Origin of the sequence: uncultured Megasphaera sp. (assembly GCF_900539295.1) — a bacterium.
Classification (GTDB): domain Bacteria; phylum Bacillota; class Negativicutes; order Veillonellales; family Megasphaeraceae; genus Megasphaera.
Genome location: NZ_UQBH01000010.1, coordinates 16,437 through 30,153, shown reverse-complemented (window position 1 = coordinate 30,153; position 13,717 = coordinate 16,437). Strand labels below are relative to the sequence as shown.

Annotated in this window: 18 protein-coding genes; 6 read left to right on the top strand and 12 right to left on the bottom strand. The window is 52.6% G+C overall.

Annotated features, from left to right (window positions below):
- Nucleotides 1–14: 14 nt before the first annotated feature.
- Nucleotides 15–662, bottom strand: coding sequence for an HAD hydrolase-like protein (locus tag QZQ46_RS04870; RefSeq protein WP_296827353.1), 648 nt, complete (start codon nucleotides 660–662; stop codon nucleotides 15–17).
- Between the two features lie 209 nt (nucleotides 663–871).
- Between QZQ46_RS04870 and QZQ46_RS04865 the strand changes: the two genes are divergently transcribed.
- Together QZQ46_RS04865 and QZQ46_RS04860 are read left to right on the top strand one after the other, a co-directional pair.
- Nucleotides 872–2,350, top strand: a complete 1,479-nt coding sequence (locus QZQ46_RS04865) for an aldehyde dehydrogenase family protein (RefSeq protein ID WP_296827351.1) — start codon at nucleotides 872–874, stop codon at nucleotides 2,348–2,350.
- A gap of 87 nt (nucleotides 2,351–2,437) precedes the next feature.
- Nucleotides 2,438–3,073: an exonuclease domain-containing protein gene (locus QZQ46_RS04860; protein WP_296827349.1), complete on the top strand. Its 636-nt coding sequence runs from the start codon at nucleotides 2,438–2,440 to the stop codon at nucleotides 3,071–3,073.
- A 21-nt stretch (nucleotides 3,074–3,094) separates the two neighbouring features.
- Here QZQ46_RS04860 and QZQ46_RS04855 read toward each other — a convergent pair whose 3' ends face one another.
- From QZQ46_RS04855 to deoD, 4 genes are read right to left on the bottom strand one after another with little or no spacing between them, the layout of a single operon-like run.
- A complete protein-coding gene (locus tag QZQ46_RS04855; RefSeq protein ID WP_296827346.1) occupies nucleotides 3,095–3,727 on the bottom strand; it encodes a radical SAM protein in 633 nt (210 codons plus the stop codon).
- Nucleotides 3,717–4,046, bottom strand: coding sequence for a 6-carboxytetrahydropterin synthase QueD (gene queD, locus QZQ46_RS04850; protein ID WP_296827343.1), 330 nt, complete (start codon nucleotides 4,044–4,046; stop codon nucleotides 3,717–3,719). Before queD ends, QZQ46_RS04855 begins: the two co-directional genes overlap by 11 nt.
- Nucleotides 4,047–4,078: 32 nt before the next feature.
- Nucleotides 4,079–4,903: an amidohydrolase family protein gene (locus QZQ46_RS04845; protein ID WP_296827341.1), complete on the bottom strand. Its 825-nt coding sequence runs from the start codon at nucleotides 4,901–4,903 to the stop codon at nucleotides 4,079–4,081.
- 7 nt (nucleotides 4,904–4,910) lie between these two features.
- Nucleotides 4,911–5,618 (bottom strand): purine-nucleoside phosphorylase, encoded by a 708-nt coding sequence (gene deoD / locus QZQ46_RS04840; RefSeq protein WP_296827338.1) that lies wholly within the window; start codon nucleotides 5,616–5,618, stop codon nucleotides 4,911–4,913.
- Nucleotides 5,619–5,972: 354 nt separating this feature from the next.
- Here deoD and QZQ46_RS04835 point away from each other — a divergent pair, with 354 nt between their 5' ends.
- The 3 genes from QZQ46_RS04835 to QZQ46_RS04825 are packed head-to-tail and all read left to right on the top strand — an operon-like array spanning nucleotide 5,973 to nucleotide 7,739.
- Nucleotides 5,973–6,761 (top strand): DUF4931 domain-containing protein, encoded by a 789-nt coding sequence (locus tag QZQ46_RS04835; RefSeq protein WP_296827336.1) that lies wholly within the window; start codon nucleotides 5,973–5,975, stop codon nucleotides 6,759–6,761.
- A 22-nt stretch (nucleotides 6,762–6,783) separates the two neighbouring features.
- Nucleotides 6,784–7,512 (top strand): metallophosphoesterase, encoded by a 729-nt coding sequence (locus QZQ46_RS04830; protein ID WP_296827333.1) that lies wholly within the window; start codon nucleotides 6,784–6,786, stop codon nucleotides 7,510–7,512.
- Nucleotides 7,509–7,739 carry a hypothetical protein gene (locus QZQ46_RS04825; protein ID WP_296827328.1) on the top strand — a complete coding sequence of 77 codons (231 nt, stop codon included), beginning with the start codon at nucleotides 7,509–7,511 and terminating at the stop codon, nucleotides 7,737–7,739. Before QZQ46_RS04830 ends, QZQ46_RS04825 begins: the two co-directional genes overlap by 4 nt.
- A gap of 96 nt (nucleotides 7,740–7,835) precedes the next feature.
- Here QZQ46_RS04825 and QZQ46_RS04820 read toward each other — a convergent pair whose 3' ends face one another.
- The 7 genes from QZQ46_RS04820 to QZQ46_RS04790 are packed head-to-tail and all read right to left on the bottom strand — an operon-like array spanning nucleotide 7,836 to nucleotide 12,446.
- Nucleotides 7,836–9,413 (bottom strand): sensor histidine kinase, encoded by a 1,578-nt coding sequence (locus QZQ46_RS04820; protein WP_296827323.1) that lies wholly within the window; start codon nucleotides 9,411–9,413, stop codon nucleotides 7,836–7,838.
- Nucleotides 9,410–10,075: a response regulator transcription factor gene (locus QZQ46_RS04815; RefSeq protein WP_296827320.1), complete on the bottom strand. Its 666-nt coding sequence runs from the start codon at nucleotides 10,073–10,075 to the stop codon at nucleotides 9,410–9,412. Before QZQ46_RS04815 ends, QZQ46_RS04820 begins: the two co-directional genes overlap by 4 nt.
- A 2-nt stretch (nucleotides 10,076–10,077) precedes the next feature.
- Nucleotides 10,078–10,557, bottom strand: a complete 480-nt coding sequence (folK, locus tag QZQ46_RS04810; protein WP_296827317.1) for a 2-amino-4-hydroxy-6-hydroxymethyldihydropteridine diphosphokinase — start codon at nucleotides 10,555–10,557, stop codon at nucleotides 10,078–10,080.
- Nucleotides 10,550–10,915, bottom strand: a complete 366-nt coding sequence (gene folB, locus QZQ46_RS04805; protein WP_296827315.1) for a dihydroneopterin aldolase — start codon at nucleotides 10,913–10,915, stop codon at nucleotides 10,550–10,552. The genes folK and folB overlap by 8 nt, the downstream gene beginning before the upstream one ends.
- Nucleotides 10,908–11,483 carry a GTP cyclohydrolase I gene (folE, locus tag QZQ46_RS04800; protein ID WP_296827313.1) on the bottom strand — a complete coding sequence of 192 codons (576 nt, stop codon included), beginning with the start codon at nucleotides 11,481–11,483 and terminating at the stop codon, nucleotides 10,908–10,910. The genes folB and folE overlap by 8 nt, the downstream gene beginning before the upstream one ends.
- Nucleotides 11,484–11,511: 28 nt before the next feature.
- Entirely contained in the window at nucleotides 11,512–11,919 is a 408-nt protein-coding gene (locus tag QZQ46_RS04795; RefSeq protein WP_296827310.1) for a DUF3592 domain-containing protein, read from the bottom strand.
- Between the two features lie 14 nt (nucleotides 11,920–11,933).
- A complete protein-coding gene (locus QZQ46_RS04790; RefSeq protein ID WP_296827309.1) occupies nucleotides 11,934–12,446 on the bottom strand; it encodes a hypothetical protein in 513 nt (170 codons plus the stop codon).
- A gap of 91 nt (nucleotides 12,447–12,537) precedes the next feature.
- Here QZQ46_RS04790 and QZQ46_RS04785 point away from each other — a divergent pair, with 91 nt between their 5' ends.
- Nucleotides 12,538–13,644 (top strand): acyltransferase, encoded by a 1,107-nt coding sequence (locus tag QZQ46_RS04785; protein ID WP_296827306.1) that lies wholly within the window; start codon nucleotides 12,538–12,540, stop codon nucleotides 13,642–13,644.
- The last annotated feature ends 73 nt before the right edge of the window (nucleotides 13,645–13,717 follow it).

Genomic DNA, 13,717 nt, shown 5'->3' with positions numbered 1-13,717 from the left:
TGGCCGCCACCGAGTCAATCGGAAAGCAGCAGCTTTTCCAGGTCCTCTACGGTTTCGGCGATGTAGTCAGGGCCGTATTCCTTTCGCTCGGCCGGATTGCCGTAGCCATAGGCGGCGTAAATGACGGGCAGTCCCAATTCATGGGCGCCGATGATGTCGAATTTGCGGTCGCCAACCATGACGGCTTCTCCCTTTTCAACGGGACCGATGCCTTTCAAGATCCGGGCCATGACGTCGGACTTGGTGTCGGTACCTCCCACAGCCGGACCGGCAATAGATTCCAAATACGGTGCCAGGCCGAACTTTTCGCAAATCGCTTCGGCGTGGACTTGCGGCTTCGACGTGGCGACAAAGGAACGGATGCCCTTCTCTTTTAAATTCTTTAATAAAGGAACGATGCCTTCAAAGGCACGGTTTTCAAACTTACCTATGGTGCTGTACCGTTCCTGAAAGAAGGCATAAGCCCGGCGGGCCTTTTCCGGAGAAAAGCCGTAGTAGCCTTCAAAGGTATCTAAGAGCGGAGGTCCGACGATGACGTGCGGATCGAGGCGGCCTTTGGAAGGGACACCGAGCTTTTCTAAGGCATAGGCCACAGAATTGATAATGCCCTCTTGGGAATCGGTCAAGGTTCCGTCGAGGTCAAATAAAACGTATTTATACATTAGCTGTACTCCTAAAATCTATACTTATTGTGTACGCTATCTATTTTAGCGTGCTTTACTGTTATTTGCAAACATAAACCATTTTGTATTACGTTCCTTTTGGCACAATATTGACCATTTTCGTACACTTATGCTATAATGCATTTAGCAATAACAAAGAATTATTTTTATTTAAAATATCAAATTATACGAAAAGGGAGTGTTTATTCATGGAAAATGCAATTCGCTCATCTTACGACCTCTATATTAACGGCAAATGGGTTCCCGCCAGCGACGGCGCTACCTTCAAAGCCTTCAATCCTTCGAACGGTGAACAGCTTTCGGTTTGTGCCGAAGCAACTAAGGAAGACGTCGACGCTGCCGTCCGCGCAGCCGAAGCCGCTTTCCCGGCTTGGAAAAAAGTATCGCCCATCGACCGGCAGAATATCCTCTTGAAAATCGCTGATGTTATCGACCAGAACGCCGATAAATTAGCGCTCATCGAATCCCTCGACAACGGCAAGCCGATTCGTGAAACGAGAAACATCGACATCCCCTACAGTGCCGACCACTTCCGTTACTTCGCCGCCGTCCTCCGCGACGAAGAAGGCCGCGTATCGAGCCTCGATGAAAACATGATGAGTATCGTCATCCATGAACCGATTGGTGTCGTCGGCCAGGTCATTCCTTGGAACTTCCCCTTCCTCATGGGTGCTTGGAAACTGGCTCCGGCCCTGGCTGCCGGCTGCACGATCGTCCTCAAGCCGTCGAGCTCGACGTCCCTCAGTCTCCTCGAATTGATGCACCTCTTAGAAGGCGTCCTGCCTGACGGTGTCGTCAACATCATTACCGGCAAGGGCTCCCGCTCCGGCCAGTATCTCCTCGACCATCCGGACATCCAAAAATTGGCCTTCACGGGCTCGACGGAAATCGGCCGCGACGTCTATAAGGCAGCTCAGGAAAAACTCATTCCAGCTACGTTGGAACTTGGCGGTAAATCGGCCAACATCTTCTTCGAAGACTGCAAATGGGACATGGCTATGGAAGGCGCCGAATTCGGCATCCTCTTCAACCAGGGCCAAGTCTGCAGCGCCGGTTCCCGTATCTTCGTACAGCGCAGCATTTACGACAAATTCGTAAACGAACTGGCTGAACGCTTCAACCGCGTCAAAGTCGGCCTGCCTTGGCTGAAAGAAACGCAGATGGGCGCTCAGGTCGACGAACGGCAGCTGGAAAAGATTTTGAGCTACATCGAACTCGGCAAACAAGAAGGTGCCCGCTTGGTATGCGGCGGTGAAAAGATCACCACCGACGGCCTCGAAAAAGGCAACTTCATCCGTCCGACTATCTTTGCCGACGTCAAGAACAGCATGCGCATCGCCCAGGAAGAAATCTTCGGGCCCGTCGTCGTCATCATCCCCTTCGATACGGAAGAAGAAGTCATCGATATGGCTAACGACAGCATCTACGGTCTCGGCGGCGCCGTATGGACCCGCGACATCAACCGTGCCCTGCGCGTAGCGAAAGGTGTACAGACGGGCCGTATGTGGGTCAACACCTACAATGCCCTGCCTGCCGGCGCTCCTTTCGGCGGCTACAAGCTCTCCGGTATCGGCCGTGAAACGGATAAGTCGACTATGTTCCACTACATGCAGACCAAGAACATCCTCATCAACTTCTCGGAAAAACCGAACGGCTACTACGAATAATACTCCGCCCGCTCATTTCCTATCATAAATTGACAAAAACCTCCTTTCTTCATATAATATAGCATTGTGAAGAAAGGAGGTTTTTCCATGAAAAAGATGCTGTCCAAAAAAGAAAAGGCTCGCCGACAAAGCATTCGCCTGTCGCCGGCCATCAAAAAAACGATCCGGACACTCAACCCGGCCCGCATCCTGACCCTCGATTTAGAGACGACAGGACTTACGGCAGATGCCGAAATCATTCAGCTTTCCATCATGAACGGTTTTGGCCAGGTTCTCTTGAACCGCTATTTCAGACCCATCCACACGGAGCGATGGGACGAAGCGATGGAAGTCAATCACATCACGCCGGAGCAAGTGGCCCACGAAGATCCCTTCATCCTCTGGGCCGATGAAGTCAGCCGTCTTTTCATGGACGCAGACCTCATCGTCGGCTACGGTACCTTTAACGATATCGAACGCCTCTATGAATCAGGCGTCGTCCTGCCCGACCGCGACATCTATCTCGACTTGGCCGAGGCTTTTTCCCTCATCCATTATAAGGAAACGAAGACCATCACCTATGACAAGCTTCGAAATTGTGCCGCCTATTACGGCTATGACAGCCGCCGCAGCTGGCACGACAGCCTGACCGATACGGACGCGACCCTGTTCTGCTTCCACCAGATGCTGGAAGATGACCGGGCCATCTTTAAAAAACGCCGTTACCCGCAGCTCTGCGGATAACGGCGTTTTGTCGTTTCAAAGTCAAACCCCTCGCAAATCGGGGTTCCAAATAATCTTGTGGAGCTGAATCTGGAGATGCCAGTCAGTCAACTCATGTTCCTTCATAAAATCTACGATGCGCGAAGGCTCTATTTTCCCGAAAACGGCACCGACGTAGACGGCGCACTTCGGCTGATAGCGTTCATAGACGGCCAGGGCCTGCTTGAGGTCGGCTTCATCGCCGACGACGAATTTCAGGACATCCTGGGGGCGGAGCTTTTCAAAATTCTCCGAAAGCATCCGGCCGGACATGTCCGACGACAGGCTCTTATAGTCGACAGTGAACCAGACGTGGTCATACTTAAAATACGGTTCGATGTCGACGCTGCCGTTGGTTTCGATATTGACGCTGTGGCCTTTAAGGGCCGAAAGGAGTCCGTCTACATCCTGACAGAGGGGTTCCCCGCCGGTCAGGGTGACGTTGGGATACGTCACCTGGCGCAGGATATCGTCGACGTCCATATCCTTGCCTTCCGTAAAGGCGTAGGTCGTGTCGCAGTAGGAGCAGCGCAGGTTGCAGCCGCAGAGGCGGATGAAGGTGGCCAGCTGACCAGCCTTCTTCCCTTCGCCGTCGATGCTGTCGAAGATCTCATTGACGCAGAGGCTATACTTCATAGACAGCCACGTTCCCTTCGCTTTCCTGAACCTGTACGCGGACGCAGTTCGGTACGGTGTCACAAATCCACTTGGCAATGTTTTCTGCCGTCGGATTGAAATCAAAGACGTCGTTTAAATTCTGATGGTCCATCTTAGTGTGGACCAGGTCCTTTATCTTTTTGAAGTCGACGACCATGCCGTTGCTGTCAAGCGTTTCTGTCTGGCAGGTCACGTGGATGATCCAGTTGTGACCGTGGAGATTCTCACATTTGCTGGCGTAGTCGAGGACCAAGTGATGAGATGCGGATACTTCCAGCCGCTTGGTTACAGTATACAAACAATTTCCTCCCTTATCGTGCATCAAAAGGCTTATAAGCCCAGCTTGTAGATGCGGTTGGCATTATTAAAGAATACGTCATCCCAATAGGCTTCGGGGATGAAACCTTTTACAAATGAAACGTAGTCGGAAATATTGGCCAGAGGCCAGTCCGTTCCGAACATGACCCGGTCGTAGGCACCGAGGTATTTGAGCCAGTCCCGCAGCATGGAAATGTAGCCCCGCTTACTGCGCAGGAAAGCGACCATATCGGGGACCTTGCCTTCGAGGAGGCCCGACAAATCGACGGCGACATTGTGGTTCTTTTCTAAGACGGCAATGGCGTCCTGTAAGAAAGGATTGCCGATGTGGCACATGACCAGCTGAACGTTCGGATGGCGCACGGCGGCCTCGTCGAGGGTCAGGGGATGGCTGTACTTTAAAAGGGCATTGGCCGTCGCCGTCAGCCCCGTATGGATAGCTACGGGCTTATCGTATTTTTCGGCCAATTCATAGATCGGGTCATACCACTCATCATAGACGTAAATATGGCTGTAGCCCGGATAGAGCTTGATGCCGCAGCACTGACTGCGCTTCAGGTTTTCTTCGACATTGGCGGCGATATTTTCCATATCGTCCTTGCCGGTCAGGCTGTCGATGCCGATGCAGTAGCTCATGTAATCGGGATAGTTATGTTTTTTGGCATCTAAGGTCTTATTGCTCATGACGACGCCGTGGACGACGTTGTTTTCTTCAAAAGCCTGATGCAGTGATGCTTCCGTATTGGTATAGCCCGCAGCCAGAGCTACCTGGTCGAAACCGGGGAAGTCACAGAAGTGAAAATGGCTGTCGATAATTCGTAATTCTTTCGCTTTCATAATTACCTCATTCCAAGATGGCCGTTTCCAAGGCGATCTGGATCATATCATCAAAAGAAGTCTGCCGTTCTTCTGCCGTGCAGGCCTCGCCGGTCAGTAAATGGTCACTGACGGTAAATAAGCCCAGGGCCTTGGCACCGTGTTTGGCAGCTGCCGTATAGAGGCCGGCCGTTTCCATTTCAACGGCCATGATGCCGTACTGGGTCAGTTTTTCATTGTCGATTTCTTCGTCGTAAAAACGGTCGACGGAGACGACGTTGCCCACCCGGGCCGGAACGCCGAGGGCCGCCGCCTGGCCGTAAGCCTGGCACAGCAGGGTAAAGTCAGCTAAGGGTGCGTAGTTGATCGAGCCGCCGAAAATGTTGCGGATGATCGACGAATCGGTCGTCGCCCCCTGGGCCATGATGACGTCGCGGAGCTTGATATCGCGGCGCATGGCCCCGCAGGTACCGACGCGGATCAGCTTTTTCACGCCGTAGTCGCGCATCAGTTCCGTCGCATAAATAGAAATGGAAGGAATCCCCATACCTGTCCCCTGGACGGACAGGCGGACGCCTTTATAGGTTCCCGTATAGCCGAGGATATTGCGGACGCGGGTATAGCAGAAGATATCATCTAAGAAATTTTCAGCAATATATTTGGCACGCAGCGGATCGCCGGGAAGCAGGATTCGATCGGCGATTTCACCGTCGCGGGCGGCAATATGAAGACTCATGTACAGTTCCTCCTTTAAGCATCATCCTATTAAAATTCTGTCACAACTTGCATAAAAGGGCTGTTATGGGGTGAAAATCATGGAAGCCCATGGATTATTTTTCTACGTCCCCAACTTCATATGATACCACATTACTCTAGTTTTCGTCACACTATTTTCGCTATTTTTCATGATTTTTTCAGACAGCACCCATTTGACAAGGTGCGGAGAATTTCATATAATAAAGAAATTAAGGATGCCCCATTTTGACTGCCCTTATTGCGGTGCTTGGCGGGCATCCTTTTGTCGTATTGCAGTTTGAAATTGCTTCTCTCTATGCTACAATGTATAAGAAGCATTCAAAGGAGCGGTCCTATGTACGAAAATCCCTTATCCCACATCTTAGAATATAATTTGGACCTGGGCAAGACGAAGCCCGACACGGTCCACCGCGACGAAAAGTACTGCCCCTTCTGTGACGTCCCCCATTTAAAGAACGTCATGGAAAAGAGGGGCCACATGATTTGGCTTGAAAATGCCTTTCCGGTCCTTAAGGACTCGTGGCAGACACTCATCATCGAAACCGATGACTGCGACGGCGAGTTCTCCGATTATACCCCGGAATACGCCCAAAAGCTCATCGAGTTCGGCCTCGAAAAGTGGCAGCAAGTCAAGGAGATGGGCAAATTTAAATCGGTCGTCTTTTACCGCAACCACGGCTATATGTCCGGCGGGACGATTCACCATCCTCATTCGCAGATCGTCGGCTTCAAAGACTATGACTACCATGAAGACATTAAGCCTTTCCACTTCGTCGGTCCGACCATCTTCGAAGAAGACGGCCTGACGATTACCCTGTCCAAACGGCCGATCATCGGCTTTTACGAAGTAAATCTCATCTTGAAGGACCGGGCGAAACTCGAAAAATTCGTGCGCTGCATGCAGACGACGGCCCATTATTTCATGCACTCCTTCATCCGCTTCAACGACAGTTATAACATCTTCTTCTATGACTTTCCCGACGACGATGCCTTGTACGTCAAAATCATCCCGCGCTTTTTGACCAATCCCCTCTTTGTCGGCTATATGATCCCGCAAATCGCAAACGGAGGCCATTCAGCGCATTTCATCCAAGAACTGCAGACACGGCTGCATGAACTATAGAAAGGACGGTCCTTATACATTTATGCGTTTATTTGCAATAGGTGACTTACATTTATCGGGCAATCCGCCAAAAAAGCCGATGGAAGTCTTCGGCCCCCGCTGGAAGAACCATTGGCAGCGCATTGCCGACGATTGGAAAGAAAGAGTCACCGATGACGATACAGTCCTCATCGCCGGCGATACGTCGTGGGCCATGCGCCTCGACGAAGCCCAGGAGGACCTCGACGAAATCCGCGCCCTGCCGGGCAAAAAAATCATCATCCGCGGCAACCACGACTATTGGTGGGCCAGTGCGGGGAAACTGAACCGCATGGATGCCGAAAATAATATGCACTATCTCTACGGTTCGACAGCCGTCCTCGACAACGGCAACTTCGTCATCTGCGGCACCCACGGCTGGATCTGCCCGGGCGACATCCATTACCAGGAAGAACGGGATGCCAAGCCGTACCGCCGCGAACTGCTGCGCGTCGAACGGACCCTGCAGGAAGCAGAAAAGCTCCAGTGCCGCCATACGATCCTCATGCTCCACTATCCGCCGGTCTGCGACCTTACCAAGCCCAGCGGATTTACGGAACTCTTAGAGAAATACCAGGTCCCCCTGTGCATCTTCGGCCACCTCCACGGCATGCAGCCGGGAACGATGTTCCCCCGCCGCTACAACGGCACCCTGCTCCATCTGGTATCGGCCGACTATCGGGACTGCAAACTGCTTGAAATCAAATTTGACGGTGAGGAGGCCCTGCCATGAGTCAAATAGCCAAAAAACATCTCTTAGCCGGCATCATCTTCGGCGACGCCGAAACGGGCGAATACATCTACCTTCCCGGCGGTGAAGTCGGTACCGACCAGCCGCTCTGCGTCTTTGAACACGACGGTCAAAAAGAAGATATCGACCTCGAACAGGCCGGCTATCTCGTCGACCACTTGACGCTGAAAAAATGCAGCCACCCCGTCTTGGGGAACCGCTCCTTTTAAAAGACAAAAAAGAACCTCTCTGCCCTTCTGAAACGGCCTCATTCGTCAGATATGATAGCTGACGACGAAGCCCAAAGGGTCAGGGAGGTTCTTTTATTATGTTTCATCCGGTCCTTGTCCGGCATCTTTTCGCAGGGTAAACCAGAAGGTGACGCCGTCTTTTTCGTTCTTCACGCCATAGGATTCACCGTGGAGCTTCACCAAAGCTGCCACCGTGCCCAAGCCCAGACCGTGGCCGCCGAAGATGCGTTTCGGACTGCGGGCCCGCGACGAGTCGACCTTATAGAAAGGTTCCCAAATACGCTGCTGATGTTCTTCTTCAATATGACTGCCTTCATTGTAGACGCAGATTCGGTAGCGTTCGCCCAGATCTTCCGCCCAAAGACGGATGTGCTGGTCGGCACCGGTATAGTCGATGGCGTTGCTCAGGAAGTTGGTCAAAATCGTATCGATCCGTTCCGGGTCGCCGTAGACGGTCATCGACTCGGGCAAATCTAATTCGGCAATGATTCCCTTGTCTTCCATGACCTTGGAGAACCGTTCCCGGCTTTCTTCCGCCAGGGCACTGAAGTCAAAGACGGTCTGTTCCAGATGGAAGGATCCCGTTTCCAGACGGGACAGGTTCAAGAGATCGCGAACCAGTTTGTCCATCTTCTGGGTCTCGCTGTGGATGACCGAACAGTATCGGCGCTGCGTCTCTTCGTCGATGTCAAGGGTATCGAGGCCTTCGGCATACCCCTGGATGATGGCCAAGGGCGTCTTCAATTCATGAGACACGGCCGACAGGAAGGCTTTTCGCATATGCTCGACTTCTTTAGCGACATCGAGCTGCTTCTTCAGTTCTTCGTTGGACTGACGCAGGGCTGTCAGGGCCACATTGAGCTGGTTGGACAAGATGTTCAGGCTCTCGCCGAGCTCGCCGATTTCATCGCTGAGATTTCCCTTCCACTTATTGGAAAAGTCGAGGTGGGCCATGGCGAAGGCCAGGTTCTTCAATTCGATGAGAGGCTTGGTCATGCGCCGCGTCAGGTACAAGGTACTGACACAGGCCAGGATCAGCCAGACGATGCCGCAGACGATGATGAAATGCTGGACAATGTAGATATTTTCCTGCATCGGTGCCACCGACTGGTTGATGATGACATAGGTATCATCCTGAATGCGGTCGATGAGGTTAAAATACTCAAAGTCGGGCATATCCTTATAGAGATGGACTGCCCCCAGCACTTTTTCATCGGGTGCCCGGCCGTCGAGAAGGTCCAGGAGTTCCTTGATGTGTACCGGCGGTTTCCCGTCCGGTCGTTCGGCAGGGACTTCATTTTCCTTGCCTAAGGCTATGATTTCCTGGTCTTCGGGAACTTTTTCCGGCGGCAGATGAACCCGCCGTCCCGGCCGCGAAGAATAGACCAGTTTATGGTTGTCGACGATGAGGATGTCGACGCCGTAGCGTTGACTCAGTGAGTCCAGCGAATGTTCGTCAGGGCCGTTTTTCTTCTGATAAGTAGCACTGATTTTCTGACTGGCTTCAATCATGGCTTCTTTTTTCATGGAGTAGTAATAGCGGTCAAAGCCGAGGCCGACAGCTATCATGAGGCCGATGATGAAAAAGATGGAAAAGCAGCCGACGTAGACGCCGGTCTTAACCTGTAAAGACAGTAATCCCTTTCGTCTCATTTGGAGTCGTAACGGTATCCGTAGCCGCGGACGGTTCGAATGTAGCGGCCCTTGTCGCCGAGCTTAATGCGCAGGCGGTTGATGTGGGTATCGACGGTGCGCAGATCACCGTAGTAATCGTAGTTCCAGACCTGGTTCAAAATCTGGCGGCGGCTCAAGGCCTTGCCGGTATTGCTCATGAGGTAGTTTAAGAGTTTGTATTCCGTCGGGCTGAGGTCGACGTTCTTGCCGTCGAGGACGACTTGGCGGGCATCGCGGTCGATGGCGACGCCGGCTTCCGTTTCGTGGGTTTCCGAATCGTTCTGCGTACGGCGCAAAAGGGCCTTGATCTTAGCGACTAGGATTTTCGGGCTGAAGGGCTTGGTAAGGTATTCGTCCGCACCGAGATCGTAGGCAAAGAGCTGGTCGATTTCTTCGCCTTTAGCCGTCAGCATCATGATGGGAACCGTCGATTCCCGGCGGATTTCGCGGCATACGGTCCAGCCGTCGTAACCGGGCATCATGACGTCAAGAAGGACTAAGTCCGGATGTTCCTTGTCGTAGATATCCAGTGCTTCTTTGCCGTCAACGGCTTCTAGAATTTCGTAGCCTTCGGGCTTCAAAAAATCAATAACCAATTGGCGCATAAGTTGTTCGTCGTCTGCAATAAGTATTTTTTCCATAGTTAATCCTTCTTTCTGATAGCGTCTGTATCTGGCAGCTGAGCGAGCCAGTCATCAATCGGCCGGCCAAAGAGGATGAGGTCCGGCACCAGATCCCGCAAGGGGACCAATACAAAAGCCCGTTGTGTTAAATACGGATGAGGCAGAGTCAGGGACTCCGTCTGATACTGCTCGTTTGGGCTGTAAACGAGGTCGATATCAATGGTCCGAGCCCCCCATTTTTCATGGCGGACCCGACCCAGCCGCCGCTCAATGGCAAGGCAGCGCTCGAGGAGCTCCGGACCGGCGAGGTGGGTCTCGACGGCAACGGCCCCGTTGATAAAAGGCGGCTGATCTTCTTTTCCCCACGGCGGCGTTTCATAAAAAGGCGATACGGCCGTCACCGATATGTCCGGTTCGGCATCGAGAAGGGCCACGGCCCGTTTCAAGGTCGCTTCCCTATCGCCCAGATTGGCGCCGATACTGAGGTAGAATTCATTCATGGCGGCGCCTTTCGAGGACGACAGCTGCATCGTCAAAGAGACCGCCGATAGGAGCCTGGGGCTTGTGGACAGTTACCGTCACAGCCTGAACAGGCGGAAAAGCACGGATAATTTCTTCAGCAATGACCGTCCCTAAGCGCTCGATGAGATGATAGCGGCGGTTTTCGACGATGTCTTTCACCACCGAATAGACGACGCTGTAGTCGACGGTTTCGTGGAGGTCGTCGGATGCACCGGCCGCCGAAAGGTCGGTTTCCAGCACTAAGTCGATATGAAAAGGCTGGCCAAGTTCCCCTTCGGAGGCCAGGCAGCCGTGGTATCCCCAAAAGTGAAGGCCTTTGAGCATGATCTTATCCATCTTGTTTTTCCTCCATTACGAGATTCCAAGCCTCTTTATAGGCATCGGTGCCTTCTTTCAGGCAGCCCGCTGCGGCCGTCGTCATGATATTGGAATCGATGGCCAGCTGGTCGCGCATGGTCAGGCACAAATGGGTCGCCTTGACGACGATCAATACGCCTGCCGGGTCGAGGCCGCGGACGATGGAATCGCACAGGGCATCCGTCATCCGTTCTTGAAGCTGAGGACGACGGGCCAGGATATCGACGGCTCGGACGAAATGGCCAAAGCCGGCGATACGGTTGTCCTTAGGGTAGTATACTACATGAACGGTGCCAAAAAAAGGCAGTAAATGATGTTCACACAGGGAATGGAATCGGATGTTGCGGACACTGACCAGCCCATTGGACCGGGTGATGATGGGATTTTTCCATTCGTCGTCAGGATTTTCCTGAAGGCCTGAGAAAAATCGGGCAAAGGCCTGAGCTACGCGGTGCGGGGTCTTTTCCATTCCCAGCGCCGTCAGGTCGAGGCCTAAGGCTTCTAAAAATTGCCGCATAGCGGCGACAGCTCTTTCGTTTTCTACCAATGTGGCGGCTCCTCCTTTTCCGTTATGATTATAAAATGAAGTAGTAGGCCGTGATAAAGATGAGGCCTCCGATGACGATGAACAGCGGGCTGGCATATTGCTGCCACAGGCTTTGGACGCGGTGGAGGTAAATCTCTTCGGGATTAGCCGGATTGTAGCGCAGGGGCAGGACATCGCCGGCAGTATAGTTCCACTCGGCATTTCCAAAGGCATAGCGGGCCTTGTAGGTCTTGCCGTCGCGGGACGAAAAGCGGACGACAGGATAATAAAGAGTCCCACTTCTCATCTTCTTTTCTTCAAATCCCAAGAGAGTCCCCGTCCCTTCCACGGTACAGCGTCGGGTAAGGCTGAAAAATTTAGAGCCGTGATACAAGCCGACGGCGATGAACAGGGTGCCGAGAATGGCCGGGATAAAATAAAAGATTTGCAGTAACATATCAAAAATCCTTTCTATTCATGGCGGCGCTTCAGAAACCGGCTCAGCTGCAGGCCGAGGAGGGCTCCGATGACGCCGGTGATGACCTGAGGCCAACTCATAGCCGTCAAAAGCAGGTGCCGCAGAACCGGGGGAAATTCAATTCCGGCAAAGAGCAGATAAAATAAGGCGTAGAGGACAAGGGCCTTGATAAGGGCTCCGACGGCAAGGGCCGGAAAGCCGTACCGCTGCCAGCGCCAGGCACAGTAGACGTAGACGCTGTTGCCGGCGGCAACAGGAAAGACGAAGAGAAAGAAAGGCAGCATCCCTTCGAGCCAGGCAAAGATTGGCGTACAAGCGGCGACGACAAAGCCTGCCCTGCGGTCAATGGTGAGGACCGCCGTGATCAGACAGGCGTTGACCAAGGACCCGATGAGGAACAGGCTGACTTGGGGCGGAATGGGTATGATGAGCCTCAGGCCCTGTAAAATCAATGTCGCTGCCAGTATCAATCCCGTCCGGGTTACCTTTTGTGTATCGTCGCTCATACAGTCTCCCTGTCTATTTTGCCAAAATTTGTTATAATAAGATATATTATTATTATCTTTAGTATCTATATTGTATCTTCAGAGGTGTCAGATGTCAAAACGATTTATTCATTCTATCAATTATATGCGCGGACTTTGCATGCTCGGCGTCATCGCCATCCATGTCGGCTCGGTGGCCATCGTCAACCCGTCGCCCAATTTGGCGCTCGTTGCCGTCTTAGAAATCTTATCCCGATTTTCCGTACCGGCCTTCTTTTTCCTATCGGCCTTCGGCATGTTTTACAGCCAGAGCATCCACGAGCCCTTTGACTACAAAGACTATCTGAGACGCCGCCTGCGGACGGTCTTCGTCCCTTATTTGGCCTGGTCCCTGTTCTACATGGTATACGTATCAGCCATCAGCCGCAGCCTCAGCCTCTTTCATCCTTACGCTATTTTCCGCACCTTATGGTACGGCCTGGCCATGTACCACATCTACTTTCTGGTCATCCTCTTGTGGTTCTACCTCTTCATGCCTTTGTGGCGGCCTTTGCTGCGCCTTATGGACCGCTGCCCGGCCGTCACCTTTACGGCCCTGTTTATCGTAAACATGATCTTTAACTTTTATTCGAGCTACAGCTGGAATTTCCATTCGAACAATCCCTACCTCGAAGATGCGTCCAACCTGCGTCTGAACTACATGGTCCTGCACTACTTATTCATCTTCATGTTCGGTGCCTTTACGGCAGAACACTTTGAATCGATTACGGCATGGCTCAAAAAGCACGGATTGGTGATCAACGTCTTCCAGGCCTTCACTACCGTCGGCATGCTGGCCTCCTATTACGGCGTCATGCACTACCTCGGCTATGATCCCTTGTCGGCGGTCTTCACCATCCATCAGCTGAGCCCGATCGGCATGGCCTACACCTTATCGACCATGCTCTTTCTCCTCTACTGGTGGGAATGCCGGCCCGTTCCGACGATCGTTCACCGGTTCTTCTCCCGCCTGGGAGACTACTCGTACCCCATTTACTTGGTACATCCGGTCTTCCTCAGTCTCTGTACGGGCCTGGCCGCTTATCTTCACATCTATCTGCGGGCCGTTCACATCATCGCCATTTACATTATCGTCGCCGTCTGCTCGGCTGCCTATTCCTGGGTCGTCGTCGAACACCGGCTTCCGAAATGGCTCAGTATCTGCGTCAAAGGAAAATAATAAAGATAACAAAAGAGGGACTGCTGCATGAAGAAAACCGCTCCATGCAGCAGTCCCTTTTGATTGCGTTCTC